24 protein-coding genes, 1 tRNA gene and 1 pseudogene are annotated in these 23,712 nt (G+C 41.5%); 23 read left to right on the top strand and 3 right to left on the bottom strand.

Features of this window, described 5'->3' with window-relative positions:
* The first annotated feature begins 5 nt into the window (after positions 1–5).
* From DXA07_RS10195 to DXA07_RS13750, 17 genes and pseudogenes are all read left to right on the top strand, one after another.
* On the top strand, positions 6–968 hold the full coding sequence (locus DXA07_RS10195) for a GTP-binding protein (RefSeq protein WP_021944410.1): 963 nt from the start codon (positions 6–8) through the stop codon (positions 966–968).
* 151 nt (positions 969–1,119) lie between these two features.
* Entirely contained in the window at positions 1,120–1,899 is a 780-nt protein-coding gene (locus DXA07_RS14145) for a magnesium chelatase domain-containing protein (protein WP_348980817.1), read from the top strand.
* Positions 1,900–1,913: 14 nt separating this feature from the next.
* A complete protein-coding gene (locus DXA07_RS14140; RefSeq protein ID WP_348980816.1) occupies positions 1,914–2,702 on the top strand; it encodes an ATP-binding protein in 789 nt (262 codons plus the stop codon).
* Complete coding sequence (locus tag DXA07_RS10185; protein ID WP_118484497.1) at positions 2,692–3,036, top strand: hypothetical protein; 345 nt, start codon at positions 2,692–2,694, stop codon at positions 3,034–3,036. The genes DXA07_RS14140 and DXA07_RS10185 overlap by 11 nt, the downstream gene beginning before the upstream one ends.
* The gene (dprA, locus tag DXA07_RS10180; protein ID WP_182429587.1) at positions 3,000–3,791 is read left to right on the top strand and encodes a DNA-processing protein DprA; all 792 of its coding nucleotides are present in this window, start codon (positions 3,000–3,002) and stop codon (positions 3,789–3,791) included. The genes DXA07_RS10185 and dprA overlap by 37 nt, the downstream gene beginning before the upstream one ends.
* 113 nt (positions 3,792–3,904) lie before the next feature.
* Positions 3,905–5,986 (top strand): type I DNA topoisomerase, encoded by a 2,082-nt coding sequence (gene topA, locus DXA07_RS10175; RefSeq protein ID WP_118484559.1) that lies wholly within the window; start codon positions 3,905–3,907, stop codon positions 5,984–5,986.
* 177 nt (positions 5,987–6,163) lie between these two features.
* Positions 6,164–6,928, top strand: a complete 765-nt coding sequence (gene codY, locus DXA07_RS10170; RefSeq protein WP_021944414.1) for a GTP-sensing pleiotropic transcriptional regulator CodY — start codon at positions 6,164–6,166, stop codon at positions 6,926–6,928.
* Between the two features lie 24 nt (positions 6,929–6,952).
* The gene (locus DXA07_RS10165; protein WP_117807411.1) at positions 6,953–8,065 is read left to right on the top strand and encodes a hypothetical protein; all 1,113 of its coding nucleotides are present in this window, start codon (positions 6,953–6,955) and stop codon (positions 8,063–8,065) included.
* Positions 8,066–8,101: 36 nt separating this feature from the next.
* Positions 8,102–8,740 (top strand): hypothetical protein, encoded by a 639-nt coding sequence (locus tag DXA07_RS13090; RefSeq protein WP_181986482.1) that lies wholly within the window; start codon positions 8,102–8,104, stop codon positions 8,738–8,740.
* A gap of 295 nt (positions 8,741–9,035) precedes the next feature.
* Positions 9,036–9,772 (top strand): annotated as a pseudogene (gene rpsB / locus DXA07_RS10150) (30S ribosomal protein S2).
* A gap of 41 nt (positions 9,773–9,813) precedes the next feature.
* Complete coding sequence (gene tsf / locus DXA07_RS10145) at positions 9,814–10,884, top strand: translation elongation factor Ts (protein WP_118484493.1); 1,071 nt, start codon at positions 9,814–9,816, stop codon at positions 10,882–10,884.
* Positions 10,885–10,989: 105 nt separating this feature from the next.
* Positions 10,990–11,973, top strand: a complete 984-nt coding sequence (locus tag DXA07_RS10140; RefSeq protein WP_243013739.1) for an alpha/beta hydrolase — start codon at positions 10,990–10,992, stop codon at positions 11,971–11,973.
* Positions 11,974–12,193: 220 nt separating this feature from the next.
* Positions 12,194–12,895: a condensation domain-containing protein gene (locus tag DXA07_RS13765; RefSeq protein WP_284467266.1), complete on the top strand. Its 702-nt coding sequence runs from the start codon at positions 12,194–12,196 to the stop codon at positions 12,893–12,895.
* Positions 12,896–12,912: 17 nt separating this feature from the next.
* Positions 12,913–13,581, top strand: a complete 669-nt coding sequence (locus DXA07_RS13760; RefSeq protein ID WP_279221655.1) for a condensation domain-containing protein — start codon at positions 12,913–12,915, stop codon at positions 13,579–13,581.
* 27 nt (positions 13,582–13,608) lie between these two features.
* The gene (locus DXA07_RS10130) at positions 13,609–13,851 is read left to right on the top strand and encodes a phosphopantetheine-binding protein (RefSeq protein WP_008402883.1); all 243 of its coding nucleotides are present in this window, start codon (positions 13,609–13,611) and stop codon (positions 13,849–13,851) included.
* Between the two features lie 54 nt (positions 13,852–13,905).
* Positions 13,906–14,673 carry an AMP-binding protein gene (locus DXA07_RS13755; protein ID WP_284467265.1) on the top strand — a complete coding sequence of 256 codons (768 nt, stop codon included), beginning with the start codon at positions 13,906–13,908 and terminating at the stop codon, positions 14,671–14,673.
* Positions 14,674–14,684: 11 nt separating this feature from the next.
* On the top strand, positions 14,685–15,449 hold the full coding sequence (locus DXA07_RS13750) for an AMP-binding protein (RefSeq protein WP_279221657.1): 765 nt from the start codon (positions 14,685–14,687) through the stop codon (positions 15,447–15,449).
* Here the strand turns inward: DXA07_RS13750 and DXA07_RS10120 are convergent.
* Positions 15,446–16,024, bottom strand: a complete 579-nt coding sequence (locus tag DXA07_RS10120) for a TetR/AcrR family transcriptional regulator (RefSeq protein WP_021944421.1) — start codon at positions 16,022–16,024, stop codon at positions 15,446–15,448. The genes DXA07_RS13750 and DXA07_RS10120 overlap by 4 nt on opposite strands.
* A 175-nt stretch (positions 16,025–16,199) precedes the next feature.
* Here DXA07_RS10120 and DXA07_RS10115 point away from each other — a divergent pair, with 175 nt between their 5' ends.
* The 3 genes from DXA07_RS10115 (at position 16,200) to DXA07_RS13740 (ending at position 18,577) form a co-directional block, all read left to right on the top strand.
* Positions 16,200–17,018 (top strand): HAD family hydrolase, encoded by an 819-nt coding sequence (locus DXA07_RS10115; RefSeq protein WP_173783376.1) that lies wholly within the window; start codon positions 16,200–16,202, stop codon positions 17,016–17,018.
* Positions 17,019–17,123: 105 nt separating this feature from the next.
* Positions 17,124–18,011: an NCS2 family permease gene (locus DXA07_RS13745; RefSeq protein WP_279220991.1), complete on the top strand. Its 888-nt coding sequence runs from the start codon at positions 17,124–17,126 to the stop codon at positions 18,009–18,011.
* Complete coding sequence (locus tag DXA07_RS13740; protein WP_284467264.1) at positions 18,005–18,577, top strand: NCS2 family permease; 573 nt, start codon at positions 18,005–18,007, stop codon at positions 18,575–18,577. The genes DXA07_RS13745 and DXA07_RS13740 overlap by 7 nt, the downstream gene beginning before the upstream one ends.
* A 455-nt stretch (positions 18,578–19,032) precedes the next feature.
* Here DXA07_RS13740 and DXA07_RS10105 read toward each other — a convergent pair.
* Positions 19,033–19,104 (bottom strand) — tRNA-Arg (locus DXA07_RS10105).
* 155 nt (positions 19,105–19,259) lie between these two features.
* On the opposite strand from DXA07_RS10105, the gene DXA07_RS10100 reads away from it, so the two are divergent.
* The gene (locus DXA07_RS10100) at positions 19,260–19,991 is read left to right on the top strand and encodes a hypothetical protein (RefSeq protein WP_118484489.1); all 732 of its coding nucleotides are present in this window, start codon (positions 19,260–19,262) and stop codon (positions 19,989–19,991) included.
* 187 nt (positions 19,992–20,178) lie between these two features.
* Here the strand turns inward: DXA07_RS10100 and DXA07_RS10095 are convergent, their stop codons facing one another.
* Positions 20,179–20,646 (bottom strand): Lrp/AsnC family transcriptional regulator, encoded by a 468-nt coding sequence (locus DXA07_RS10095; RefSeq protein ID WP_021944425.1) that lies wholly within the window; start codon positions 20,644–20,646, stop codon positions 20,179–20,181.
* Between the two features lie 265 nt (positions 20,647–20,911).
* Between DXA07_RS10095 and DXA07_RS10090 the strand changes: the two genes are divergently transcribed.
* Both DXA07_RS10090 and ligA read left to right on the top strand, forming a co-directional pair.
* Positions 20,912–21,730: a pseudouridine synthase gene (locus tag DXA07_RS10090; protein ID WP_117807448.1), complete on the top strand. Its 819-nt coding sequence runs from the start codon at positions 20,912–20,914 to the stop codon at positions 21,728–21,730.
* Positions 21,700–23,661, top strand: a complete 1,962-nt coding sequence (gene ligA / locus DXA07_RS10085) for an NAD-dependent DNA ligase LigA (protein WP_118484487.1) — start codon at positions 21,700–21,702, stop codon at positions 23,659–23,661. Before DXA07_RS10090 ends, ligA begins: the two co-directional genes overlap by 31 nt.
* Positions 23,662–23,712 lie beyond the last annotated feature (51 nt).

The raw sequence follows: 23,712 nt of genomic DNA, 5'->3' as shown, positions 1-23,712 counted from the left end.
AAATGATGGCAAGACAACAGGAAACAGAGATTCCGGTTTATGTATTTATGGGCTTCCTTGACAGTGGTAAAACTACATTTGTGAAGGAGACATTATTAGACCGGGAATTCACCGGAGGCGCCAAGACACTGCTTCTTGTATGCGAAGACGGTGAAGAAGAGTACGATGAGAAAGACCTGAAAAAGAAAAATATTTTTCTGGAATTCATAGAAGAAGATCAGTTGAACACAGAGCATCTGTTAGATCTGCAGGACAAATATCAGCCGGAGCAGGTTATGATCGAATACAATGGTATGTGGAAGCTGGACAAGATCTTTGATATCCGTGTGCCGAAAGGATGGACCGTTGTCCAGGTATTATCCTTTGTAAATGCTGAGACATATGATGTATATCAGCAGAATATGAAAGCAACAATGATGGATCAGGTTAACAGTGCGGATATGGTTGTATTTAACCGTTGTGATGAGAAGTCCAAGCGCGCAGAATGGCGCAGAGGAATCAAAGCAGTCAACCGACGGGCACAGATCATCTTTGAGATGAAGGATGGTTCGATCGCACCGGATGAGAATGACGAAGAAGATCTGCCATACGATGTAAAGGCTGACGTGATCGAGCTGAACGATGAGGATTTTGGTATCTGGTATGTGGATGCCTCCGATCAGCCGGATCGTTATGTCGGTAAGAAGATCCATTTCCGTGGCATGGTATTCAAGCCGAAACAGTATGGTAAGAATGCATTTGTACCGGGACGTTTTGCGATGACCTGCTGTGTAGAGGATATTACATTTGTAGGCTTCAAATGCTATTACGATGGCTCTAAGAATCTGATTGACAGACAGTGGGTAGATGTAACAGCAACGATCAAGAAAGAATACTATCCTGATTTTGAGGGAGATGGTCCGGTTCTCTATGCAGAGAAGGTTGTGCTGACCGGTCCGCCGGAAGAAGAGGTTGTATACTTCAGTTAATATAAAAATGCATTTGACTTTTTGTATGGATACAGGTAGTATAAATGCAGGCGTATAAAAAGCTGCCAGGTGGCAGCTTTTTGTTTTCGCTGATTCTGTTCAGGCATGCTCCATGGAGAGACGGCAGAAATGTCGAAAGGAGCAGATACAGATGTACAGTAAAGTAACAAGTGGAGGAGTCCTTGGAGTAGAGGGACTTCTGATTCAGGTGGAAACAGATATCAATGACGGACTGCCAATGTTTCATATGGTAGGCTTTTTGTCTGCATGCGTAAAGGAAGCCGGAGAGCGGGTGAGAACAGCGCTCAAAAACTCTGGATTTCAGATACCACCGAAAAAGATTACGATCAATTTATCACCGGCAGATATCCGGAAGGAAGGAACTGCCTACGATCTTCCCATTGCCATAGGAATTATGGTATCTATGGGGCTTATTCCAAACGATAAAATAGAAAATACCTTGATTATGGGTGAACTGGGGCTGGATGGCAGGATCAATGCTGTATCAGGAATACTCCCGGTTGTTCATCATGCAGTAAAACAAGGAATCACACGCTGTCTTGTTCCGGCGGAAAATGCAGAGGAGGCGGCACTGATCCGAAATATAGAAGTGATCCCGCTCCGGACGTTGTCAGAAGCGGAATCTTATCTGAATGAAAAAGCGGTGATCGAGCCTGCATTTGTAGATGTGGAGGCTCTGCTCGACCAGGAGGATATGGGGGAACTGGGAGATTTTGCAGATATTAAAGGGCAGGAAATATTGAAGCGCGGAATGGAGATCGCAGCAGCCGGAATGCACAATATTCTGATGACAGGAGCAGCAGGTTCAGGAAAGTCCATGATCGCAAAATGCCTGCCAACGATCCTTCCACGTCTGACATTTGAGGAGAGTATTGATATTACCAAGATATACAGTGTGCAGGTCTGCTGAAAAAAGGACAGGCGATGATAACAAAGCGTCCGTTCCGGGCACCGCATCATACCGTATCAGCCATTGCTCTGACCGGTGGCGGAGCAATACCGAAGCCGGGAGAGATCAGTCTCAGTCATAATGGGGTGTTGTTTCTGGATGAGCTTCCGGAATTTGGCAGAAATGTTCTTGAAGTAATGCGGCAGCCGTTAGAAGATCGGGAAGTAACGATTGCAAGGATCCAGGGTAAATATATATATCCGGCAGGATTTATGCTGGTTGCGGCACGAAATCCCTGTCCCTGCGGCATGTATCCGGATCTGAATAAATGTACCTGTACCTGTAGGCAGATCCGACAATACAATGCAAGGCTTAGCAGACCTCTGCTCGATCGTATTGATATCAACGTAAATGTCCGCAGGATTGACTGTTCTGACCTGTTAGAGGATAAACGGGCAGAAACTTCGGCTGAGATCCGGGAAAGGGTGCTTGCGGCGCAGAATATACAGAAGGAGCGTTACCGTTCAGAGTCGATAAATTTTAATTCCCAACTGGATGGAAAGAGAACAAAGCAATATATTTCCCTGGGAAGGGCAGAGCAGGAGCTGGTGCGGGAAGCGTTTGAACATACAGAACTTTCTGCCAGAGGCTATAACCGGGTACTTAAGATCGCAAGGACGATCGCTGATCTGGCAGGAAGTATCGGGATCCATGAGGAACATTTAAAAGAGGCATTGTTTTTCCGGTATCAGAATCTTACAGAAGAGGCAGAGGGAAATATGCAGTACAAAGGAATGAAAGGGGGGGACAGATATGGAGTATGATCTTATAAGGCTGTGGCTGGGGATGATATCGGATATGGGGAATGCAGCACTTGGCAGGATCCTTGATTATTTTGGAGGACCTGAAGAACTGTGGAATGTTCCAGAACATGTGCTTCGGGAAACGTTGACAGAAAAACAGAGTGAACGGATCCTGTGCACACGGGATGAAAAGAAAATAATCGTCTATAAAAACAGACTAAAAGAGCGGAATATTACATATATATATCCAGGACATCCTTATTTTCCGGAAGTCCTGCGGGAAATTCCGGATTGTCCGTTTCTGCTGTATGCAAAGGGGTGTGTGGAGACGCTAAAACAGACAGAACCGGTATAGCGATCGTAGGTGCAAGAAAGGCATCCGCATATGGGAAAGAGATGGCGGAGCAGTTTGCTTCTGTGCTTGCAGAATATCGGACTGGTATTATCAGCGGACTTGCAGCAGGAATCGACGGCGCCGCCCAGCGTGCCGCAATCAATGTAGAAAATGGATTTACAGTTGCAGTACTAGGTTGTGGGATCAATATCTGTTATCCGAAGGAAAATTACAATTTGTTTGAACGGATTGGGCGTCAGGGTGTGATCCTGTCAGAATATGGGTTGGATATAGAGCCTGCGGCATGGAGATTTCCACTTAGGAACCGGATCATCAGTGGACTTGCAAAAGGGGTGCTGGTTGTAGAAGCACAGAAGAAAAGCGGATCTCTGATCACCGCCGATCAGGCGCTGGAACAGGGGCGTGAGGTGTATGCAGTTCCGGGACGGATTGGAGACAGAAACAGTGAGGGCTGCAATCATCTGATCCGGCAGGGGGCTATGCTTGTGACGGATCCTGAGGATATTGTGGAGGATTTAAAACTTGAACGGAGGATCCTTGCAGCAGGGAAAGCAGAATGTCGGGAGAACAGCCGGCTTACCGCTCTGGAACAGAAGATATGTGTCTGTATGGGGCGGGAAGTGCTGCATATAGAGGAAATCTGTGCCCGCGTGGATCAGCCTCCTGCAAGAATCCTGACAGCATTATTTGATATGGAAAGAAAAGGAATAATTCGGCAGCCGGTACGGTATTATTTTGCTGTTACACAGGGATGAAAACAGGATCCGGGGCATTTTTTCAGAAAATTGTAATAAAATATTCACTTGCATGGCAGGGAAAAATGGTGTATAGTTTGTGTCGTTTAAACGAACAGGAAAGGAAAGAGTACATGGCTAAATATCTTGTTATTGTAGAGTCTCCGGCGAAAGCCAAGACGATTAAAAAGTTTTTAGGCAGTAATTATGAAGTGATTGCGTCGAATGGTCATGTGCGTGATCTGCCTAAAAGCCAGATGGGCATTGATGTTGATAATGATTTTGAACCAAAATATATAACGATCAGAGGAAAAGGAGATATACTCGCACAGCTTCGAAAAGAAGTAAAGAAAGCTGACAAGGTGTATCTTGCAACTGACCCCGACCGTGAGGGAGAAGCGATCTCCTATCATTTATCAAAAGCACTGAAACTGGATGATAAGAAGTACAAGCGAATTACCTTCAATGAAATTACGAAAAATGCAGTAAAGAATTCAATTAAGCAGGCACGCGATATTGATATGGCACTTGTGGATGCACAGCAGGCGAGACGTGTATTGGACAGACTGGTTGGTTATAAGATCAGTCCGCTTCTCTGGGCAAAGATCAAGAGAGGTTTAAGTGCCGGACGTGTACAGTCAGTGGCATTGAAGCTGATCTGTGACAGAGAAAAAGAGATCAACGAATTTATTCCAAAGGAATACTGGACACTTTCTGCTATGCTGGTACCGGAAAAGGCAAAGAGAAGCATTGAATTCAAATACATGGGAAATGGAAGTGATAAGGAGGAAATATCTTCCAGAGCAGAATTGGATCATATCATAGAAACGATCGGAAAGCAGTCCTTTCAGATCGCATCGATCAAGGACAGTGAGCGTCATAAGAAAGCGCCACTTCCATTTACAACCAGTACGTTGCAGCAGGAAGCTTCCTCCAAGCTGAACTTTGCGACATCCAAAACGATGCGTATCGCACAACAGTTATATGAAGGTGTGGAGATCAAGGGCAGAGGTTCCATCGGTTTGATCTCTTATCTGAGAACGGATTCTACCAGAATATCAGATGAAGCGGCGGCAGCAGCCAAGGATTATATCATAAAGAATTTTGGAGAAGATTATACAGCCGGAATACCACGGGCAGACAAACCGGGTAAGAAGATCCAGGACGCGCATGAAGCAATCCGTCCGACGGATATTACATTGTCACCGGTGGTTATCAAGGATCAGTTGAGCAGAGAACAGTTCCGTCTGTATCAGTTGATCTATAATCGTTTCCTTGCAAGTCAGATGGCAGAGGCAGTATACAGCATTAAGACTGTAAAGGCAGAAGCGGCAGGCTATCGGTTCCAGACTTCGGTGTCAAAGATTGCATTTGCCGGATTTACAACGGTTTATAATGTGGACAACGAGAAGAGTGAGCATATTGCGGGAATTAAGGATCTGAATGAAGGCGATCTGCTAAAATTAGAAGATTTTGATGAGAAGCAGCATTTTACACAGCCACCGGCAAGATATACAGAAGCCCTTCTTGTAAGAACCTTAGAGGAGCTTGGCATTGGAAGACCAAGTACCTATGCGCCGACGATCTCAACGATACAGAATCGCCGTTATATAACAAAAGAGAATAAGAAATTATATGTAACAGAATTGGGAGAAGCCGTGAATCAGATTATGGAACAGGCATTTCCGGTTATTATCGACGTGAATTTTACAGCGAATCTGGAGTCCCTTCTCGATAAGATCGGTGAGGGTGCTATCGAATGGAAAGTTGTAGTAAGAAACTTCTATCCGGATCTCGATGCGGCGGTTAAGAAAGCAGAGAGTGAGTTGCAGTCCATTAAGATTGAGGATGAGGTAACGGATGAGGTGTGTGACGAGTGCGGGCGCAATATGGTCGTAAAGTATGGTCCACACGGCAAATTCCTTGCATGCCCGGGATTTCCGGAATGTAAGTTTACCAAGCCGTTCTTTGAGAAAACTGGAGTTCCTTGCCCAAAGTGTGGCGGTGACATTGTAATAAAGAAGACCAGAAAGGGCAGAAGATACTATGGATGTATCAATGCTCCTGAGTGTGATTTTATGTCATGGGCAAAACCATCAAAGGAAAAATGTCCGGTATGTGGCAGTTATATGGTTGAAAAGGGTAATAAGTTACTTTGTTCAGCAGAAAACTGTGGATATTCCAGAGATAATACCGAAAAGGAAAAACAGGCATAAGTGATCGGATGAAGTTGTCCGGCCTGCCATATAAAAAAAGTTGTTTTTAAATATTAAATCTCTCGTTTGACAGGAAAGACTATTGTTATCTCCAGACCATTGTGATAGAATGTCAAATAGTGTAGATTTTTTTATGCAAAAACAACTTTTTTGTATTTTACATACGGAGGAACAGAAATGAGTGTTCAATTATTAGATAAAACACGAAAAATCAACAAATTATTGCACAATAACAATTCGCATAAGGTTGTTTTTAATGATATTTGTGATGTTTTGAGTGATATTTTAAAATCAAATGTACTGGTTATCAGTAAAAAAGGAAAGGTTCTGGGAATTAAGAACCGTGAAGATATACCTGAGATCCATGAACTGATCGAGGATAAGGTCGGTCTTTTGATCGACAGTATGCTGAATGAGAGACTTCTCCTTGTATTGTCAACAAAAGAAAATGTAAATTTGACTACGCTCGGATTTGACAGTGATAACATAGAGAAATATCAGGGACTTCTGCTTCCAATCGATATAGCAGGAGAACGGCTTGGAACGTTATTTCTGTATAAGCTGGATGCACAGTATGATATTGATGATATTATTCTCGGGGAATACGGAACGACGGTTGTAGGACTTGAGATGATGCGGGCTTTAAATGAAGAAAATGCAGAAGAAGATCGTAAGATTGCAATTGTGCGTTCGGCGATCAGTACTTTATCATTCTCAGAATTACAGGCGATCAAGCATATTTTCTCAGAACTGGATGGAAATGAGGGAATCCTTGTTGCAAGTAAGGTTGCAGACCGGGTCGGAATTACCCGTTCCGTAATCGTGAATGCACTTCGAAAGTTTGAGAGTGCTGGTGTTATAGAAGCAAGATCCTCAGGCATGAAGGGAACTTACATTAAGGTTCTGAATGATGTTGTATTTGACGAATTAAAAGCCGTATAAAATTTTGCAAAGGAGAGTAAAGAAATGATATTACCAATCATAACATTATTAGTTGGCGTAGCAGTTGTAGGTGTAAGCTTTTTTATTCTGGATAGTCATGATTTTAAAGAGGAAGATGAGATATATAATGAAAGCTCAGAAGAATTAAAACGAAAGATCACGGAATTATGTGATTCTCTTCTTGAGCAGAGCAAGACATCATTAGACGAATACAGCGAAGATGTTCGCAAGAAGACAGAAAAGGAACTGAAGGAACAGATTGAAAAATGGGCATCCAAGTTGTCTGAAAAGGCAAAGAAGGAGATGATCGATTATATCAATCAGAGCCTTGCAGAAGCCTATGAAGAATATAATCCGGATGCAGAGAAAAAACCGGAAGCGGTTACTTATGAAGAACTTCTTGAAATGGAAGTAAAGGAAACCGAAGAAGAGATCGCAAAAGAAAAAGAACAACAGGCTGAAAAAGCTGTTTCGGAAGAGAAGCAGACAGAAGAAGCTCCCAAAGAAAATGAGCAGACAGAAGAAATCGAAGAAGAGCCGGATGAGAATTCTCTCGGAGCATTAGAGGCAAGTGAGACGGAGACAGTTATTTCCGGTGATGCAGTTGCAAATGGTGATATAACCGAAACTGTACCGGAACAGGATGTTGAAGAGAACACAGCAGAAGATGATGCGGAGGAACCAAAGGAAGAAGTAGAGGAAGCTGTTGCAGAAGAAGTTGTTGCTGAGGAAGCCGAGAAAGAAGCGGCAGAAGAAAAATCCAATGTTGTTGCCTTTAAGAAAGCAGAAGAGCCTGCTGTTGAGTCAGAAGCAACCGAAATTACAGAAGAAACAACAGTCGTAGAAGCAACCGGTACTGAGCCTGTACAGAAGACAGAACAGCCGGCGGGAGGCAACCGTTCCAGAAAGAAGAACCGCAAGAAGAACAGAACAAACAGAAATCAGAATCGTGCACAGGAGGCAAAGAAAGAAGCTCCTGCACCGGAAGAAATCTGGGATGATGAGAAAAATATCGATGAAGAAGTGGCAGAGCTTTACAAGCAGGGATTTGGAATTATGGAGATCGCGAACCAGCTTGGAATCGGTGTTGGTGAAACCAAGGTGATCATTAAAAATATTGAGAATCAGAAGCAGTAAATTGAAATTGTTTTATACGATAGGAGAAACGGCAGTATGAAGAAAAAATATTTTTTCAGAGGATTAGGCTTTGGACTTATCATTGGTGCGCTCGTTATGATGGTTGGAATTAAGTCCGGAAGCTTTGCAGATACAAAGAAGAATGATCCGTCAAAAGGAGATGCGGTAGAAGTTGTTGCATCAGAAGAAACTACTGAATCAGCGAAAACGACAGAGACTGCAACGGAAACGACAAAAGAGGATGCAGCTAAGGCAACGACGGAAGTGACGACAGAAGCTACAACAGAGGCGACAAAGGAAACCACAACGGAAAATACAACCAAGGCAACCACGGAAGCCACAACCGAAAGTACAACCAAGGCAACCACGGAAGCTACAACAGAAGCAACTACGGAAGCTACGACAGAGACGACGACAGAAACAACTACGGAAGCTACGACAGAGACAACTACAGAAGAAAAGAAAAAGGGTGGTTCGATTACGATCAAGCCGGGTATGTATGCAGAGGCAATCTCTCAGGCATTATATGATATCGGAATGGTAGACAGTGTACAGGATTTCTATGATTACCTTGTAAGCTCCGGTAATTCCATGAAACTGATGTGTGGAACTTTCACATTCAAGGGTGATGAAACCTACGATGAGATGATTACCATTATGAGAGATGGACGATAGTTATAGCATGAATTAAAACAAAATATGAGATAATGAGCATTGCGCTGGAATGTGCTCGCACATACCAGCATAATGCGAAAAAGACATGGAACTGTTAAGTGACATGAGATTATAAAAAGAAAGTGCTTGCATGCACTTTCTTTTTGTGTTATTATCGATTTTGTGTGTGGGCTTGAATATAGCAGGCTCATAAAAATAATATACATGCTGGTTGATTCCTGAAGTGGTGCCTATAGCTCGGGTGACTCGGTGAAAGAGAGATCAGCAGAAGAATATAACCATGGAGGTAGAAAAAATGAGCGTTATTTCAATGAAACAGTTATTAGAAGCAGGTGTACATTTCGGACACCAGACAAGAAGATGGAACCCTAAGATGAAGCCATACATCTACACAGAGCGTAATGGTATCTACATCATCGACCTTCAGAAGTCAGTAGGAATGGTTGACGATGCTTACAATGCAATCGGTGACTGCGTAGCAAATGGTGGAAAGATTCTTTTCGTTGGTACAAAGAAGCAGGCTCAGGACTCAATCAAGAGTGAAGCAGAGCGTTGCGGTATGTACTATGTAAACGAGAGATGGTTAGGCGGTATGCTTACAAACTTCAGCACAATCCAGACAAGAATCGCTACTCTTAAGAAGTATGAAGCTATGGAAGCTGACGGAACATTTGATGTTCTTCCTAAGAAGGAAGTTATCCAGATCAAGAAGGAGATGGAGAAGCTTCAGAAGAACCTTGGCGGTATCAAGGAAATGAAGGAAATTCCTGACATGATCTTCGTTGTAGATCCTAAGAAGGAAAGAATCTGTATCCAGGAAGCTCATTCACTTGGAATCAAGCTTGTAGGTATTGCTGATACGAACTGTGATCCGGAAGAATTAGATTATGTTATTCCTGGTAACGATGATGCTATCAGAGCTGTAAAGCTATTGTTTCAAAGATGGCAGATGCAGTTATCGAAGCTCAGCAGGGTGCTGATGCAACAGATGCTGAAGAAGTTGCAGATGAGGATGCAGCAGTAGAAGAGTAATATTTTAGAATATAAATACTAGAATTTTGGAGGTTATTACGATGGCTATTACAGCAAGCATGGTAAAAGAGTTAAGAGAACTCACAGGTGCTGGTATGATGGATTGTAAGAAAGCACTTACAGAGACAAACGGCGATATGGATGCCGCTGTGGAAGTACTCAAAAAGAGTGGTGCAGCTAAGGCTGAGAAGAAAGCAGCAAGAATTGCAGCAGAAGGTATCGCTAAGGTTGCAATTGATGGTAATACAGCAGTAGTTGTTGAAGTTAACTCAGAGACAGACTTCGTTGCAAAGAATGCAATTTTCCAGGAATTTGTACAGGCAGTTGCAGATAAGGCACTTACAGTAGATACAGAAAAGGCTGGAGATGGCGAAGACGTTGTTTCAATCCTTGATATGAAGGCTGATCTTGATGATAAGATTCTCAAGATTGGTGAGAAGATCTCCATCAGAAGATTTGAGAAGGTTACAGCAGATGTTGTTGCTTCTTATATCCATGGTGGAGGAAGAATCGGTGTTCTTGTAGCCGGTAACGGTGCTTCAGATGATGCAGTTAAGGAAGCACTTACAAACATTGCAATGCAGATCGCTGCTATGAACCCACAGTACATCTCAAGAGACGAGATCTCAGCAGATGAGCTTGCTAAGATGAAAGAGATCACAATTGACAGTGCATTAAATGATCCGTTCTCACTTCCAAAGCCGGTTCTTTCCAAGTTGATCGAGAAGGCTGTAGCCGGTGTATGGAGCGCAGAAGATGTAGCTATCTACGAAGAGAAGAAGTCAAACATGAATTTCTTACCGAACTTCCTTTCAAAGGAAGCTAAGGCTCAGTTAGCAGAGATCGCTTGTGCTGATAAGGAAGAGATCTCAGGCAACAAGATCTTCTCAGGACTTGTTGAAGGACGTATCTCTAAGCAGATGAAGGAAATCTGTCTTCTTGATCAGGTATATGTTAAGGCTGAAGATGGCAAGCAGACAGTTGCAGCATACCTGAAGTCTGTAAATCCTGCTCTTAAGATCGCTAAGTTCGTTCGCTTCGAAGTTGGTGAAGGTATGGAGAAGAAGAACGAAGACTTCGCAGCAGAAGTTGCTAAGCAGATGAATGTATAATTTTATTTGTTGAATGATAATAAAGTATTTCAAGCCCTTGAAAACATTATGTTTTCAAGGGCTGTTTTACAAATACGCGAAAAAGAAGCGGAGAAGATAACGATTATGAATGATACAGGGAATAAGCAGAAAATATTAAGATTACTGGAAATAACAGCCGGTGCATTTGGTCTGTTTGTTGCATTTGGTTGGTCTTTCTTTGATATGCTTGTTCGTTGCAAAGGAAAAAAACGACAGAAGAAAAAGAAATGGTTTCAACTGTCTCATATAAAGAAAAATCATCCAAGAGACAAATACGAAAAGGAATATGAAGAAGGAAAACTGTGGTGTGCTGAGCAGCAGATGAAGGATTGCTTTATCAGAAGCAGAGATGGACTGTATCTGCATGCTTATTATCTTCCGACAAAAGAAGCGAAACGTTTTGTTTTGTTAAGTCATGGATATAAAGGTAGTGGCTTTGGCGATTTTGCATATACAGCACGTTTCCTTCATGAGAATGCGTGTAATTTATTGTTTATTGATCAGAGATGCTGCGGTTTGAGCGAGGGTGAATATATTACATTTGGTGCAAAAGAGCAATGGGATGTACAGCAATGGAGTTATTATATTGCTGCAAGAAACAAAGAGAAGCTCCCAATCTATCTTTATGGAGAATCCATGGGGGCTGCGGCGGTGCTTATGGCTTCAGGACATAAGCTGCCGGAAGAAGTGAAAGGCTTGATTGCAGATTGTGGATTTTGTTCGATGAAGCGTCAGCTTCAGGATATCGCAGCTAACTGGTTCCATTTGGACTGGGTAGAGCTGCTTTTGTTCCGTGTAGATCTGTTTTGCAGGATGTTTGGAAGATTTCATATGAGTGATGCTGACACGATAGAAGCAATGAAGAAAAATAAACGTCCGGTTTTGTTTTTTCATGGGGAAGCAGATACCTATGTAGTTCCAGAGAATTCTGTATATAATTATGCATTATGCAGTGCTCCCAAAGAACTGGTCATTATACCGGAAGCACGGCATCTATGTGCGCCATATGCAGCTCCGGGGCTTTACCGACAAAAGATGCTTGATTTTTTTGAAAAATATGATAATTAAAATAGAATCACCGGAAGTAACAGGATCCCTCTTAAGCAGATAAGGTAAATGCCGAATCTGTTTAAGGGGGATTTTTATATTGGGATAATTCTGATCCATAGATTACTTTTAAAGTTTCGGTCAATTTCATGTAAAGTGTTTGTTAAGTTGTACAAGGGGTGGAATTCAAAAATGAAATGTGATAAGTTCACAAAAGAATAAAGAATACAGGAGGTTATCCATGATGATGAAACAATATCCCTTAACAGCAGCACAAAAAATGCATGATGACTGGATAAAAAAATATAAAACACAGCAGGTGTCCGGTGTCAGTGTTGTGGCATCTTTAAAAGCAGAACTGGATTTCGGACTTTTAAAAAAATGTATTCAGTTGGAATATGAGAGATATGGATGTATGCGTATTCGTTTTACGAAACGTGATAAAAATGGTGATGTGAAGCAATATCTTACTGAAAAAGAAACCCGTGACATTCCTTTAAAAGACTTATCAGGAATGCGTATGAAAGAAGCAGACAATCTAATGCAGCAGTGGGCATATGAGACATTTGACGGAGATGATATTCCGCTTTGCGATGTAGTGATGGTTAAACTGCCGGATGGATATAATGGTTTCTTCATCCATATGGATCATAGATTGATTGATTCCTGTGGACTGGTTGTGATGATCAATGACCTGATGCAGTTATATACGCATTATAAATTCGATACACCATATCCGCAGAAGTTAGCTGATTTTGAGGAAGTGCTGGTTAAAGATCTGAATCGTGCAAATAATGAAAAACGGTTTGCCAAAGATAAAAAGTTCTGGGATGATCAGCTGGATGCATGGGGGGAACCCCTTTATTCTGATATCCAGGGTTCAGATGTACTGGAAACATCAAGAAAGTTACATAGGAATAAAACACTCAGGCTGCCGATATAGAATTAGATCAGTTGTTTGTGGCAGTAAAGGATTATCAACTGGAGCCGGAGCCAACGAAAAATCTGATAGATTTTTGTATGAACCATCAGCTTTCAATGACAAATCTGTTGTTGCTTGGTATTCGTACATATCTGTCAAAGATGAATCATGGACAGGAAGATATTACGATAGAAAACTTCATTTCAAGACGGTCTACTCATGATGAATGGACCTCCGGTGGTAGTCGGACTATTATGTTTCCATGTAGAACTGTGATTTCGGCAGATACTGATTTCCTGTCGGCAGCATATGAGATCCAGAATATGCAGAATCGGATCTATATGCACAGTAACTATGATCCGGCGTTGATCAGAGAGGAGATGCAGAAACGATATCATACACCGAAGAATACAGCCTATGAAAGCTGTTACCTTACTTATCAGCCGATGCCGGTAAAATTGGATAATCCTCATCTGGTACAAATTCCACAGCATGCAAAATGGTTTGCAAATGGTGCAGCTACAAAGAAAATGTATCTGACAGTATCTCATACAGATAATGGAGGTATGAATTTTTCATATCATTACCAGACCGCACATTTGGCAGAACATGATATGGAATTGTTATATTACTATATGATGCGGATATTGTTTAAAGGAATCGCGGAACCTGATATGAGTATCGGAGAAATCATGGAACAGGTATAAAATAAAACATATAAAGGAGAAATTATTATGACACAGGAAATGCAATTTAAGAAAATCATAGCACAGTATTGTGATGTTAAGCCGGAGGAGATGACAAACGATATGAAGTTCAGAGAAGATCTGGGCTTTAGTTCGCTTGATTTTATGTCTTTCTTGGGAGAAATCGAAGACACATTTGACATTGAACTGGAGGAAGACGATGCACTGCATGTATTCACAATTGTAGAAGCACTTGATCTGTTAGAGCGATTACAGCAGGAAACTGTATAATCAGAGAATATAAGTATATGATCGCAGTAAGTATGTGCGGAGGTATAATAAGATATGTTGATTCGTGATATTTTGGAAGAAAGCGAAAAAAAGTTTTCAGAAATAAAGGCAGTAAAATGGTTGAAGAAAAAGGAGATCTGTGATAGAAGCTACCGGGAGCTGATGGAGAATGCCAAGTCTGTCAGAAAAGGATTGTGTGAGGAAAGCTTTCAGGGAAAGCATATAGCATTGATCGGTAGTAGTTCTGTGGAATGGATAGAAGCTTATCTGGGAATTATAACAGGTCAGGCAGTAGCCGTTCCTCTTGATGCAGGACTTCCGGTAGAGGATTTGATAGATCTTCTGAATCGTTCAGATGCGGAAGCACTCTTTTTAAGTCCTAAAATTCAGACCTTGTCGGAACGGATACTGGAGGAATGTCCAAAACTGAAAAAAATCTGGATATTACAGGAAGAAAACATCGAAACAAATCAGAAAAAAGTTGCATCTGTAGCAGAATTAATGACGTCAGGTATAAACGGTACAGATGATTTTGCAGCACCGGATCCGGAAGATATTGCTACGATTATTTTCACCTCCGGAACTACAGGAAAAAGTAAAGGTGTTATGCTGACACAGAGAAATCTGGCAGAAAATGTAAAATCTGTTAATTATACTGCAGAGCCCGGAACCATAGTATTAAGTGTTTTACCGATTCATCATGCATTTTGCCTTGTTATGGATTGGCTCAAAGGTTTTTCCTTTGGAGCAACGGTATGTATCAATGATTCACTGTTGCATATGGTAAAAAATATGGCGTCTTTCATCCTGATATTATGCTGATGGTACCTTTGATGGTAGAAACAATCTACAAACGTCTTTCGGCAATGAACCCGTTGATCCCAAAGAAAATAGTTGCAGCCAAGGCATTTGGGGGAAAGCTGAAAACAATATTTACAGGTGGAGCACATCTGGATCCGTTTTATATTGAGAAATTTGCAGAATATGGTGTAAATATTTATGAGGGATATGGAATGTCGGAATGTTCGCCTGTTATCAGCAGCAATGTACCGGAAGATCATAAGACCGGTTCTATAGGACGACCGCTTTCCAATGTTGAGATTTCTTTTGAGGATGGCGAGATTCTGGTACGGGGCAGCAGCGTTATGAAGGGTTATTATCAGATGCCGGAAGAGACTGCAGAGACCTTAAAAGGTGGATGGCTGCATACGGGAGATAAAGGATATCTGGATAAAGACGGATTCTTATTTATCAATGGAAGAATAAAAAATCTGATCATTCTTTCAAACGGAGAAAATATATCACCGGAGGAAATAGAAAATAAACTTGCTCTTGGAAAACTGGTGGGAGAGGTGATTGTGACAGGAGAGAACAATGGCCTAATTGCAAGAATCTATCCGGATCAGGATGCTGTCTCGGCAAAACGGATGAACGAGGAAACAATCAGATCAGAGCTTCAGGCATTTATTGACAGTTATAATAATACGCAGCCGACCTATCGTCGGATTACGGGGTTGATTATTCGTAAATATCCATTTATCAAGAGTGCAACTAAGAAGATAAAAAGGCAGGAAGTTCTGATTGATGAAGCACTTTAAGACAGATAAGGGAGTATACCTGTGAGAAATGACTGTGTCAGTATCCCGGCAATGATTTCTTCGGAACTCTCAAAATTTTCTCTTGTCCATTTATGGAGAACACCCAAGGTACTGCCAATGCTGCATGCGATCATATAGGAGACCTCTTCCTTGGAGTGCATGGAAGGCGTTGTTTTCCGGGTGGCATCTGTTACATAACGATGGAACATAGTTAAAGCCTTTTCAAAGAATTCATCGCCTCTTGGACTCCGGAGAATATTTGCCAGAAACGGATTCGTTTTGGTATAATTACAAATTGTCAGAAAGAAAGATTTGCATATATCCTGATTGTTTTCAGGATGAAAGTCTTCCATGAGGGTGAAAATATCCTGGATAGTTTTATCTTCAACAGCAGTTATAAGAGCTGGAATATTTTCGTAGTGGTTATAGAATGTACTGCGAACAATTCCGGCTCTTTTTATGATGTCGGTCACGGTAATTTTTTCTATTCCTTTTTCTTTCAATACCAATAAAAATGCATCACAAATGGTATCTTCAATAAAGCAGTAGCGTTCATCGGATATTTCATGCAACATAGTGGTCTCCTTTCTGATGTGTATTTATTTTATCACAGTTTTTATACAACCGGGTAAAAATGTAATGAAAATAGCTCCTTTTTCTGTATTTATGTAAAAAAGTTTATAATATCTTTATTTCCCTTACGAAATATGGTAACATATGAAAGTAAATTCGAAAACAGAGGAAAAGCATATGAAGTACAGATGCGTGGTTTCAGATTTGGACAGAACGATTTTAAGACGGGATGGGATTTCCCATAGAACAAAGGAAGTTCTTGAAAAACTGGCAGACAGCCACGTTATTTTTATTCCGGCAAGTGGAAGATCTGTTTATTCCATTCCAGAATGCATCCGGGAGATTCGGGGTGTCCGGTATGCGATCACATCCAATGGGGCAGCAATCTATGATTTATCAGATGATCATTCAGTATATAATTTAAAATTACGACCGGAAGTACCGGAGCAGATATTTGATCTGGTTACGGATAAAGATGTATTCTTTGAATGTTTTATAGACGGTAGAGGATATACATCTGAGATATATTATGAGAATCCAATGAATTTTGGAGAGTCAGAGGATATCAGTGCTTATGTAAGAAGCACCAGAACGCCGGTGCCTGATATAAGGCAGTTTATTTTACAGCATAATACGGAGTTGGATTCGATCTCAATTGTAGGACCGACAGAGAAAAAATACCGTATCATGCATGAATTAACGCAAAATATCCATACTGTTTATGTAACATCCGGAGCGCCGCGATTGATTGAGATATCTGATCGTCATTCCGGCAAACATAATGGGTTAAAGGAAGTTTTACGATTCCTTGGAATATCAATGGAAGAAACAATTGCTTTCGGCGATGGAGATAATGACAGTGAGATGTTAGCAGAAGCCGGACTTGGAGTTGCGGTTTTAAATGCGACAGAGCGTTGCAAGGAAGCGGCGGATCTTGTGATCGGTGATTATCTGGATGACAGTGTAGCCGAATTTCTGGAAGAAACAGTGCGGTAACGGCACACAGAATTTTGATTATAAAGCATGGCATATATCTGTAGTGAGGGACAGGTAGACAACCAATGCTTTTAATAAGAATAAACAAAAGAAAGGAAGGGAAATATGGATAAATTTTTCCACATTTCAGAGCGCGGTTCTAATGTTCGTACAGAGATTATGGCCGGACTCACAACATTTTTTGCCATGGCATACATTGTCCTGGTAAACCCAAATCAGGTAGCAGCAGATGGTAAGGCTGGATGGCTTGTTGCAGAAGGCGCAAGCGCAGCAGAAGTAGGCAGGGTTTGGAATGCAGTATTTATCGCATCCGTTCTTGTGGCTGTTATCGGTACACTTCTTATGGCATTCCTTGCCAGAATGCCGTATGCACAGGCATGTGGTATGGGACTGAATTCATTCTTCTGTACCTCATTTGTGTCCGGTGCATTCTTTGCAGGCTGTAGCGTGATTGAAGGTTATCAGTCAGGTCTTGTTATCATCCTGTTATCAGGTATCGTATTTCTGATCCTGTCTGTAACCGGACTTCGTAAGTACATTGCGACAGCCATGCCGGAATGCCTGAAGAAATCAATACCGGCCGGTATCGGTTTGTTCATCGCATTGGTTGGTTTAAAGGGTTCAGGTCTTGTACAGGCGAATAAGTATACACTGGTACAGATCTTTGATTTCCATGGAGCAATTTCAGGCGCAGAGACACCGGCAGCTGCATGGAAAGCAGTTATTCCACCGGTTGTAACTATCATCGGTATTATCCTGATCGCAGTTCTTGCAAAGTTAAATGTAAAGGGAAATATCGTAATCGGTATCATTGTTTCCACAGTTCTTTATTATGTATTTAATCTGGAGACACCATCTTTTGATGTATCCAGCATCGGTCAGTCTTTCAAAGACTTTGGCGAGATCGGTTTCCTTGGATGCTTCAAGGCGGATGCATGGAGAAATGCATTTGAAAGCCATATGTTGGTGGCGTATTCTCAGGTATCATGCTGATCGTTGCATTCTGTCTGGTAGATATGTTTGATACGATCGGAACCTTATACGGAACCGCATCACAGGCAAATATGTTAGATGAGAATGGTGACCCGATCAACTTAGATAAGAGTATGATGTGCGATTCTATCGGTACAGCAGCAGGTGCTATTCTTGGTACATCGACATGTACAACCTTCGTTGAGTCTGCATCCGGTATCGCAGCAGGTGGTAGAACAGGTCTTGCAAGTTTAGTTACAGCAGCCTGCTTCGCAGTATGTCTGTTCTTAAGCCCAATCGCAGGTGTGATCCCAACATGTGCAACAGCTCCGGCACTGATCTTTGTAGGTGTATTAATGGCTAAGAACTTTGCCAAGATCGATATGGATGATATGCGTTCAGCAGTTCCTGCGTTCCTTACCTTCCTTATGATCCCATTAACCTATTCTATTTCAAATGGTATCGGTGTAGGATCAATTTCATACGTTCTGATTACCTTATTCACAGGTAACTACAAGAAGAAAGATATCGTTGTAACGATCATCGCAGCGTTATTCGTTGTAAAGTTCATCTTTGTTACAATGTAGGAAGGTATCTTATTTCTAATGAAATGGATTCTTATATTATCATGTAAAAGATACATTTCGTTTTCTGTTCGGTTTGCACGCTCATTAGCCAGCAGTCGCCCAGACTCGTCCTTCGGACTCAGACATGGGCTTGATGCTAGCAGCCAGTGCAAAGCCTCACAACGAAAACTGCATGAACATCTTTGTACATGATAATATAAGTAATCATTTCATAAAGAAATAAGGTATTTTATTTTTGAAACAGGCAATAATTTTTTTGTTGTTGTGCTGCCAAAGACAGAAAACGTCTGCCCTGAAAACTATGTTCTATAAGCAAACCTGTTCGAACGTCGGTCCTTGACGAGTCACCACAGGTGAGGAGTTTAGTACCGTTACGTGAGAATAGAACGCAAGTGTTTTGCGATAGAACATAGTTTTCAGGGCAGACGTTTTCGTCCGTTTAACCATAAAAAATATGCACCAGAGTGGAATCGAACCACCGCACACGGCTCCGGAGGCCGTTGCTCTATCCACTGAGCTACTGGTGCATGCCTTATATATAATACAATATTTCGCTGAAATAATCAAATATTTTCTTATATTTCTTCGCTGAATTATGAATACTTCCTGGATGAACTTGCAAAATACAGAACAGAATGGTAGAATTTTGTCGATATAAAATATGAAAAGGAGCATAGGAAAATTGAATCATAAAAAAAACAGTTTTCTTGGTGATACATATATAAAGACAAAAGAAGGAGAGATCGTGATCCGGGCTGGAATGAAGCTTGCGATCGGCTGGGTGATATTTGCATTATTGTGTTCCTGTTATGTGTACGCATTTTTTATCAGAAAACCCAAAATTGTGCCGGGAGAAAATAATACGGTTGAGCTGACGATTCCGGAGAATGCATCATATAAGAAAAGTGATGTTTCAGAGATCAATGATCTGGTTAGTAAGTATCTTACGGCAAAAGCAGCCTGTGATCAGGCAACGTTACAGTCACTGGTGACGGATCCAACCGAGTTTGATGATATGTCAGTATTGGAAAACTCTGCAAAATACCTAAAAGGTTTTGAAGATACGACCTGTTATCTGGCAGATGGTTATGCAGAAGGAGAATATGTTGTGGTTGAATTGTCCTATATGGACATTGCGGACGTAGAATCAAAGCCACTTGATATCGTGACCTTCTATATTATAACAGACCAGGATGGTTCGTATAAGATCGCTAATGGGGAGCTGTCAAATGCACAGCTTTCTTATCTGAACAGCTTTAAGGCATCAAAGGATATTCAGGATATCTATGTTCATGTAAAAGAGAATACAGAATATCTTCTGGATACAGATAAAACATTCCGGGCATTTTATGATTTGATCAGCAAACCGGCTACAACAGGGAATACTGCAGCTACACCGGAAGATGCACAATAGGAAGGATATTTTAGCTGATTCTGCAAATGTGTGAACCAGTTAGCAGTAGGTTTGTAAGCAGATATCAAGACATAAAAAGTTCCATAAAAGAATTCTTTGGATATGACAGAATTCTGATACGGAACTTTTTTGTTTTATTATTTGCCTTATATAATATAGAAGTTACAGACGACCGTCCGCAGACATACTAGATAGCATTTTCTTCATTTACAGGAGATACAATACCGATGTCGATTCCACGAGTTTGAACAGGAGTGGAGAATACGATCTGTGTTTCTGTATTTCCGAATCGCTGTAGCTGGCCAATGAAAGAATCCAGTTCCATTGTGCTTGGAAAACAAACCTTCATCAACATAGAGTAGGCACCGGTCACACAATTACATTCCAGTACATTGGGGCAGGCATCGATAAAGGGATAAAAGGTTGGTTTCTGTTTTGGATCGAGTGCCATGTGTATAAATGCGGTAATGTGATACCCCAGAGCTTCCGGGTTGATGCCTGCATGGTATCCGGTGATCACACCTGCCTTTTCCAGCCGGTCGATTCTTGCGGATACCGCAGGAGAGGAGAGAAATACTTTATTTGCCAGATACTTTAAAGGGGTTCTGGCATTGTGCTGTAATAAATGTAATATTTTCTTATCGATATTATCCATATATTCACGTCCTTTATAAAATGTTATAACTTCAGCTTCTAAATTTAAATACAAAAAAAGGTGCGTTTCCGTAGAAACACACCTTTGCGTTTGCCTTATTATACGTCGGAAAAAGAGAAAAAACAAGCCCTGAAATTGAAAAGTTGTAATTGTTTACTTTTAATGATCAGAATGGTATGATTAAAAAGATATGGTTATAAAGAAAACAGATAAAAAGAGCGGCAAAACAGTCGCAGCAGAGAGACAGAACAGGAAGGGTCATGATATGGCAGAAGGCATTCGAATTAATAAATATCTGAGCGAAGCTGGCATTTGTTCCAGACGTGCGGCAGATGAATATATATTAAAAGGCAGGATCACAATAAATGGGAAGCCTGCGGAAATGGGACAGAAGATAGAGGCAAATGACAGGGTAATGGTCGATGGAAAGCCTGTAAGAAAGCGTGAAGAGACAGTTATTCTTGCATACAATAAACCACTGGGACTGACCTGCACGGCAAGTCATGATGATCCGGATAACATCTTTGATCATATTAAGTATCCGATCCGATTGCAGTATGTAGGAAGATTAGATAAGGATTCACAGGGATTACTGCTTTTGACAAACGATGGAGACCTGTCAAACAGTATCCAGAAGTCAGTCAATAATCATGAGAAGGAATATCGTGTCCGTGTGAATAAGCCGATCACGGACGAATTTTTAACACAGATGGCGGCAGGTGTTCCGATTCTTGATACGGTGACAAAAAAATGTCGTCTGTATAAGATCGATAATTATTCCTTTAAGATCATAATTACACAGGGGCTGAATCGCCAGATCCGCCGAATGTGCGAATATTTTGGATATAAGGTCGTAAATCTGAAACGGCTTCGAGTGATCAATATTCGTCTGGGGAATCTGAGACCGGGTGAGTACCGCCATTTGACAAAGGAAGAAGAAACAGAACTCAGACGTTTAGTGGAACGAAAAGAAGAAGTAAAAACAAAGCGGGAAGAAGCACAGCCGGATAATAAAAATGAACAGAATGTTGTTGGAAATAAGAGGTATGTCAGTTGGAAAAGAGAGACAGAATCAAAGAATTAGTTGAAAAACTGAATGCGGCATCAAAGAAATATTATCAGGAAGATACCGAGATCATGAGCAATCTGGAATATGATGCCTTGTATGATGAACTGGTAGAACTTGAAAAAGAGACAGGAATTGTAATGTCGAACAGTCCGACGGTTCATGTCGGATATGAGATTGTAAGTGAGCTTCCGAAAGAGGCTCATGAGCATCCAATGCTTTCTCTGGATAAGACCAAGAGTGTGGAAGCACTGGCAGCATGGCTTGGCACACATCAGGGTGTGATCTCATGGAAGTTAGATGGTCTTACCGTTGTCCTTACCTATGAGAATGGCACACTTGTAAAAGCAGTAACCAGAGGAAATGGCTTAGAGGGCGAGGTTATAACGAACAACGCAAGAGTATTTGCAAATATTCCGAAAGAGATTCCATATAAGGGTAAGCTGACGATCCGTGGAGAGGCAGTTATCAAGTATTCAGATTTTGAGAAGATAAATGAGCAGATCGCAGATGCAGATGCAAAATATAAAAACCCGAGAAACTTATGCAGCGGCTCTGTCAGACAGTTGAATAACCGCATTACAAAAGAGAGAAACGTACATTTCTTTGCCTTTAATCTGGTGGATGGAGAAGATGTGGACTTTAAGAATTCCTTTTCCTATGAATTAGACTGGCTGGAGCAGCAGGGCTTTGATGTCGTAGAGCATTATCTGATCGATGCTGATAAGCTGCCGGAGCGTGTAGCAAAGTTTGCAGAACAGATTGAGCAGAACGATTTTCCTTCGGATGGTCTGGTACTGGTGTTAGAAGATCTTGCATATGGAAAGAGTCTCGGTAGAACAGCGAAGTTTCCAAGAGACAGTATGGCATTCAAATGGGCGGATGAACAGGCAGTGACCCATCTGCAGTATGTGGAGTGGAGCCCTTCCAGAACGGGACTTATCAATCCGGTTGCAGTATTTGATCCGGTGTCCCTTGAAGGAACAACAGTCAGCCGTGCAAGTATCCATAATGTCAGTATCCTTCGGTCGTTGCAGCTTGGGATCGGAGATGAGATCTCGGTCTATAAGGCAAATATGATCATTCCGCAGATTGCCGAAAATCATACCAGAAGTGGAAATGTACCGATTCCGGAATCCTGTCCTGCTTGTGGTGGTCTGACAAAGATCGTGACGGAGGGAGAGGGTGTAGATCAGGTAGAGACCCTTTATTGTACCAATGAATTCTGCCCTGCAAAGAAGTTAAAATCATTTGCTCATTTTGTATCCAGAAATGCTATGAATATTGACGGCCTATCAGAAGCCACGATAGACAAATTTATTGAACAGGGATATCTGGATCATCTGGATGATCTCTATCACCTGAATCGTCATGAAGAAGAGATCGTTGAGATGGAAGGCTTTGGAGAGAAGTCTTATGCGAAGCTGATTCAGGCTGTTGATACATCCAGACACACAACGATGAACCGTTTTGTCTATGGCCTTGGAATTCCTGGGGTCGGAGATGCAACAGCGAAGCTGATCTGCAAACATTTTAAAAATAACCTGGATCAGATCATGCATGCGGATGTAGAAGCATATACAGAGATTGATGGAATTGGAACAGTGATCGCAGAGGAAATTGTAAGATATTTTAAAAATCCGTCGAATTGTGCTATTATAGATAGGTTGCTTCGTGAATTAGAGTTTGAAGCAGAGACTGAAACGGTACCACAGACGCTTGCAGGTATTACCTTTGTAATAACCGGAAGTCTGGTACAATTTGCAAACCGGGATGAGATGAAGCAGTATATCGAAGACCGGGGCGGAAAGGTAGCAGGTTCTGTATCTTCAAAGACCGGATATCTGGTCAATAACGATGTGACATCCACATCTTCGAAGAATAAAAAAGCACAGAGTCTGGGAATACCGATCATTTCAGAAGCGCAGTTTCTGGAACAGTTTTCCTGATAATATAGAAACAGAAAAATGGCAGTTGGAACAGAAAGGACTTGATAGAAA

The sequence above is a fragment of the Clostridium sp. AM54-37XD genome (assembly GCF_003478225.1).
Classification (GTDB): Bacteria; Bacillota; Clostridia; order Lachnospirales; family Lachnospiraceae; genus Coprococcus; species Coprococcus ammoniilyticus.
Note: the sequence above shows the minus strand (reverse complement) of the source record. Positions and strands in the feature narration are given on the sequence as shown.

What these genes read in the sequence shown, in the direction of transcription:
- DXA07_RS14140 (WP_348980816.1), top strand. Translation starts at nt 1,914, where the DNA reads ATGATAACAAAGCGTCCGTTCCGGGCACCGCATCATACCGTATCAGCC.
- DXA07_RS10115 (WP_173783376.1), top strand. Translation starts at nt 16,200, where the DNA reads ATGAAGTACAGATGCGTGGTTTCAGATTTGGACAGAACGATTTTAAGA.
- DXA07_RS13090 (WP_181986482.1), top strand. Translation starts at nt 8,102, where the DNA reads ATGAAGAAAAAATATTTTTTCAGAGGATTAGGCTTTGGACTTATCATT.
- DXA07_RS10165 (WP_117807411.1), top strand. Translation starts at nt 6,953, where the DNA reads ATGATATTACCAATCATAACATTATTAGTTGGCGTAGCAGTTGTAGGT.
- DXA07_RS10130 (WP_008402883.1), top strand. Translation starts at nt 13,609, where the DNA reads ATGACACAGGAAATGCAATTTAAGAAAATCATAGCACAGTATTGTGAT.
- DXA07_RS10140 (WP_243013739.1), top strand. Translation starts at nt 10,990, where the DNA reads ATGAATGATACAGGGAATAAGCAGAAAATATTAAGATTACTGGAAATA.
- DXA07_RS13765 (WP_284467266.1), top strand. Translation starts at nt 12,194, where the DNA reads ATGATGATGAAACAATATCCCTTAACAGCAGCACAAAAAATGCATGAT.
- DXA07_RS10090 (WP_117807448.1), top strand. Translation starts at nt 20,912, where the DNA reads ATGGCAGAAGGCATTCGAATTAATAAATATCTGAGCGAAGCTGGCATT.
- DXA07_RS10185 (WP_118484497.1), top strand. Translation starts at nt 2,692, where the DNA reads ATGGAGTATGATCTTATAAGGCTGTGGCTGGGGATGATATCGGATATG.
- DXA07_RS10095 (WP_021944425.1), bottom strand. Translation starts at nt 20,646, where the DNA reads ATGGATAATATCGATAAGAAAATATTACATTTATTACAGCACAATGCC.
- codY (WP_021944414.1), top strand. Translation starts at nt 6,164, where the DNA reads ATGAGTGTTCAATTATTAGATAAAACACGAAAAATCAACAAATTATTG.
- DXA07_RS10120 (WP_021944421.1), bottom strand. Translation starts at nt 16,024, where the DNA reads ATGTTGCATGAAATATCCGATGAACGCTACTGCTTTATTGAAGATACC.
- topA (WP_118484559.1), top strand. Translation starts at nt 3,905, where the DNA reads ATGGCTAAATATCTTGTTATTGTAGAGTCTCCGGCGAAAGCCAAGACG.
- tsf (WP_118484493.1), top strand. Translation starts at nt 9,814, where the DNA reads ATGGCTATTACAGCAAGCATGGTAAAAGAGTTAAGAGAACTCACAGGT.
- DXA07_RS14145 (WP_348980817.1), top strand. Translation starts at nt 1,120, where the DNA reads ATGTACAGTAAAGTAACAAGTGGAGGAGTCCTTGGAGTAGAGGGACTT.
- DXA07_RS13740 (WP_284467264.1), top strand. Translation starts at nt 18,005, where the DNA reads ATGCTGATCGTTGCATTCTGTCTGGTAGATATGTTTGATACGATCGGA.
- DXA07_RS13750 (WP_279221657.1), top strand. Translation starts at nt 14,685, where the DNA reads ATGGTAGAAACAATCTACAAACGTCTTTCGGCAATGAACCCGTTGATC.
- DXA07_RS13755 (WP_284467265.1), top strand. Translation starts at nt 13,906, where the DNA reads ATGTTGATTCGTGATATTTTGGAAGAAAGCGAAAAAAAGTTTTCAGAA.
- DXA07_RS13745 (WP_279220991.1), top strand. Translation starts at nt 17,124, where the DNA reads ATGGATAAATTTTTCCACATTTCAGAGCGCGGTTCTAATGTTCGTACA.
- DXA07_RS10195 (WP_021944410.1), top strand. Translation starts at nt 6, where the DNA reads ATGGCAAGACAACAGGAAACAGAGATTCCGGTTTATGTATTTATGGGC.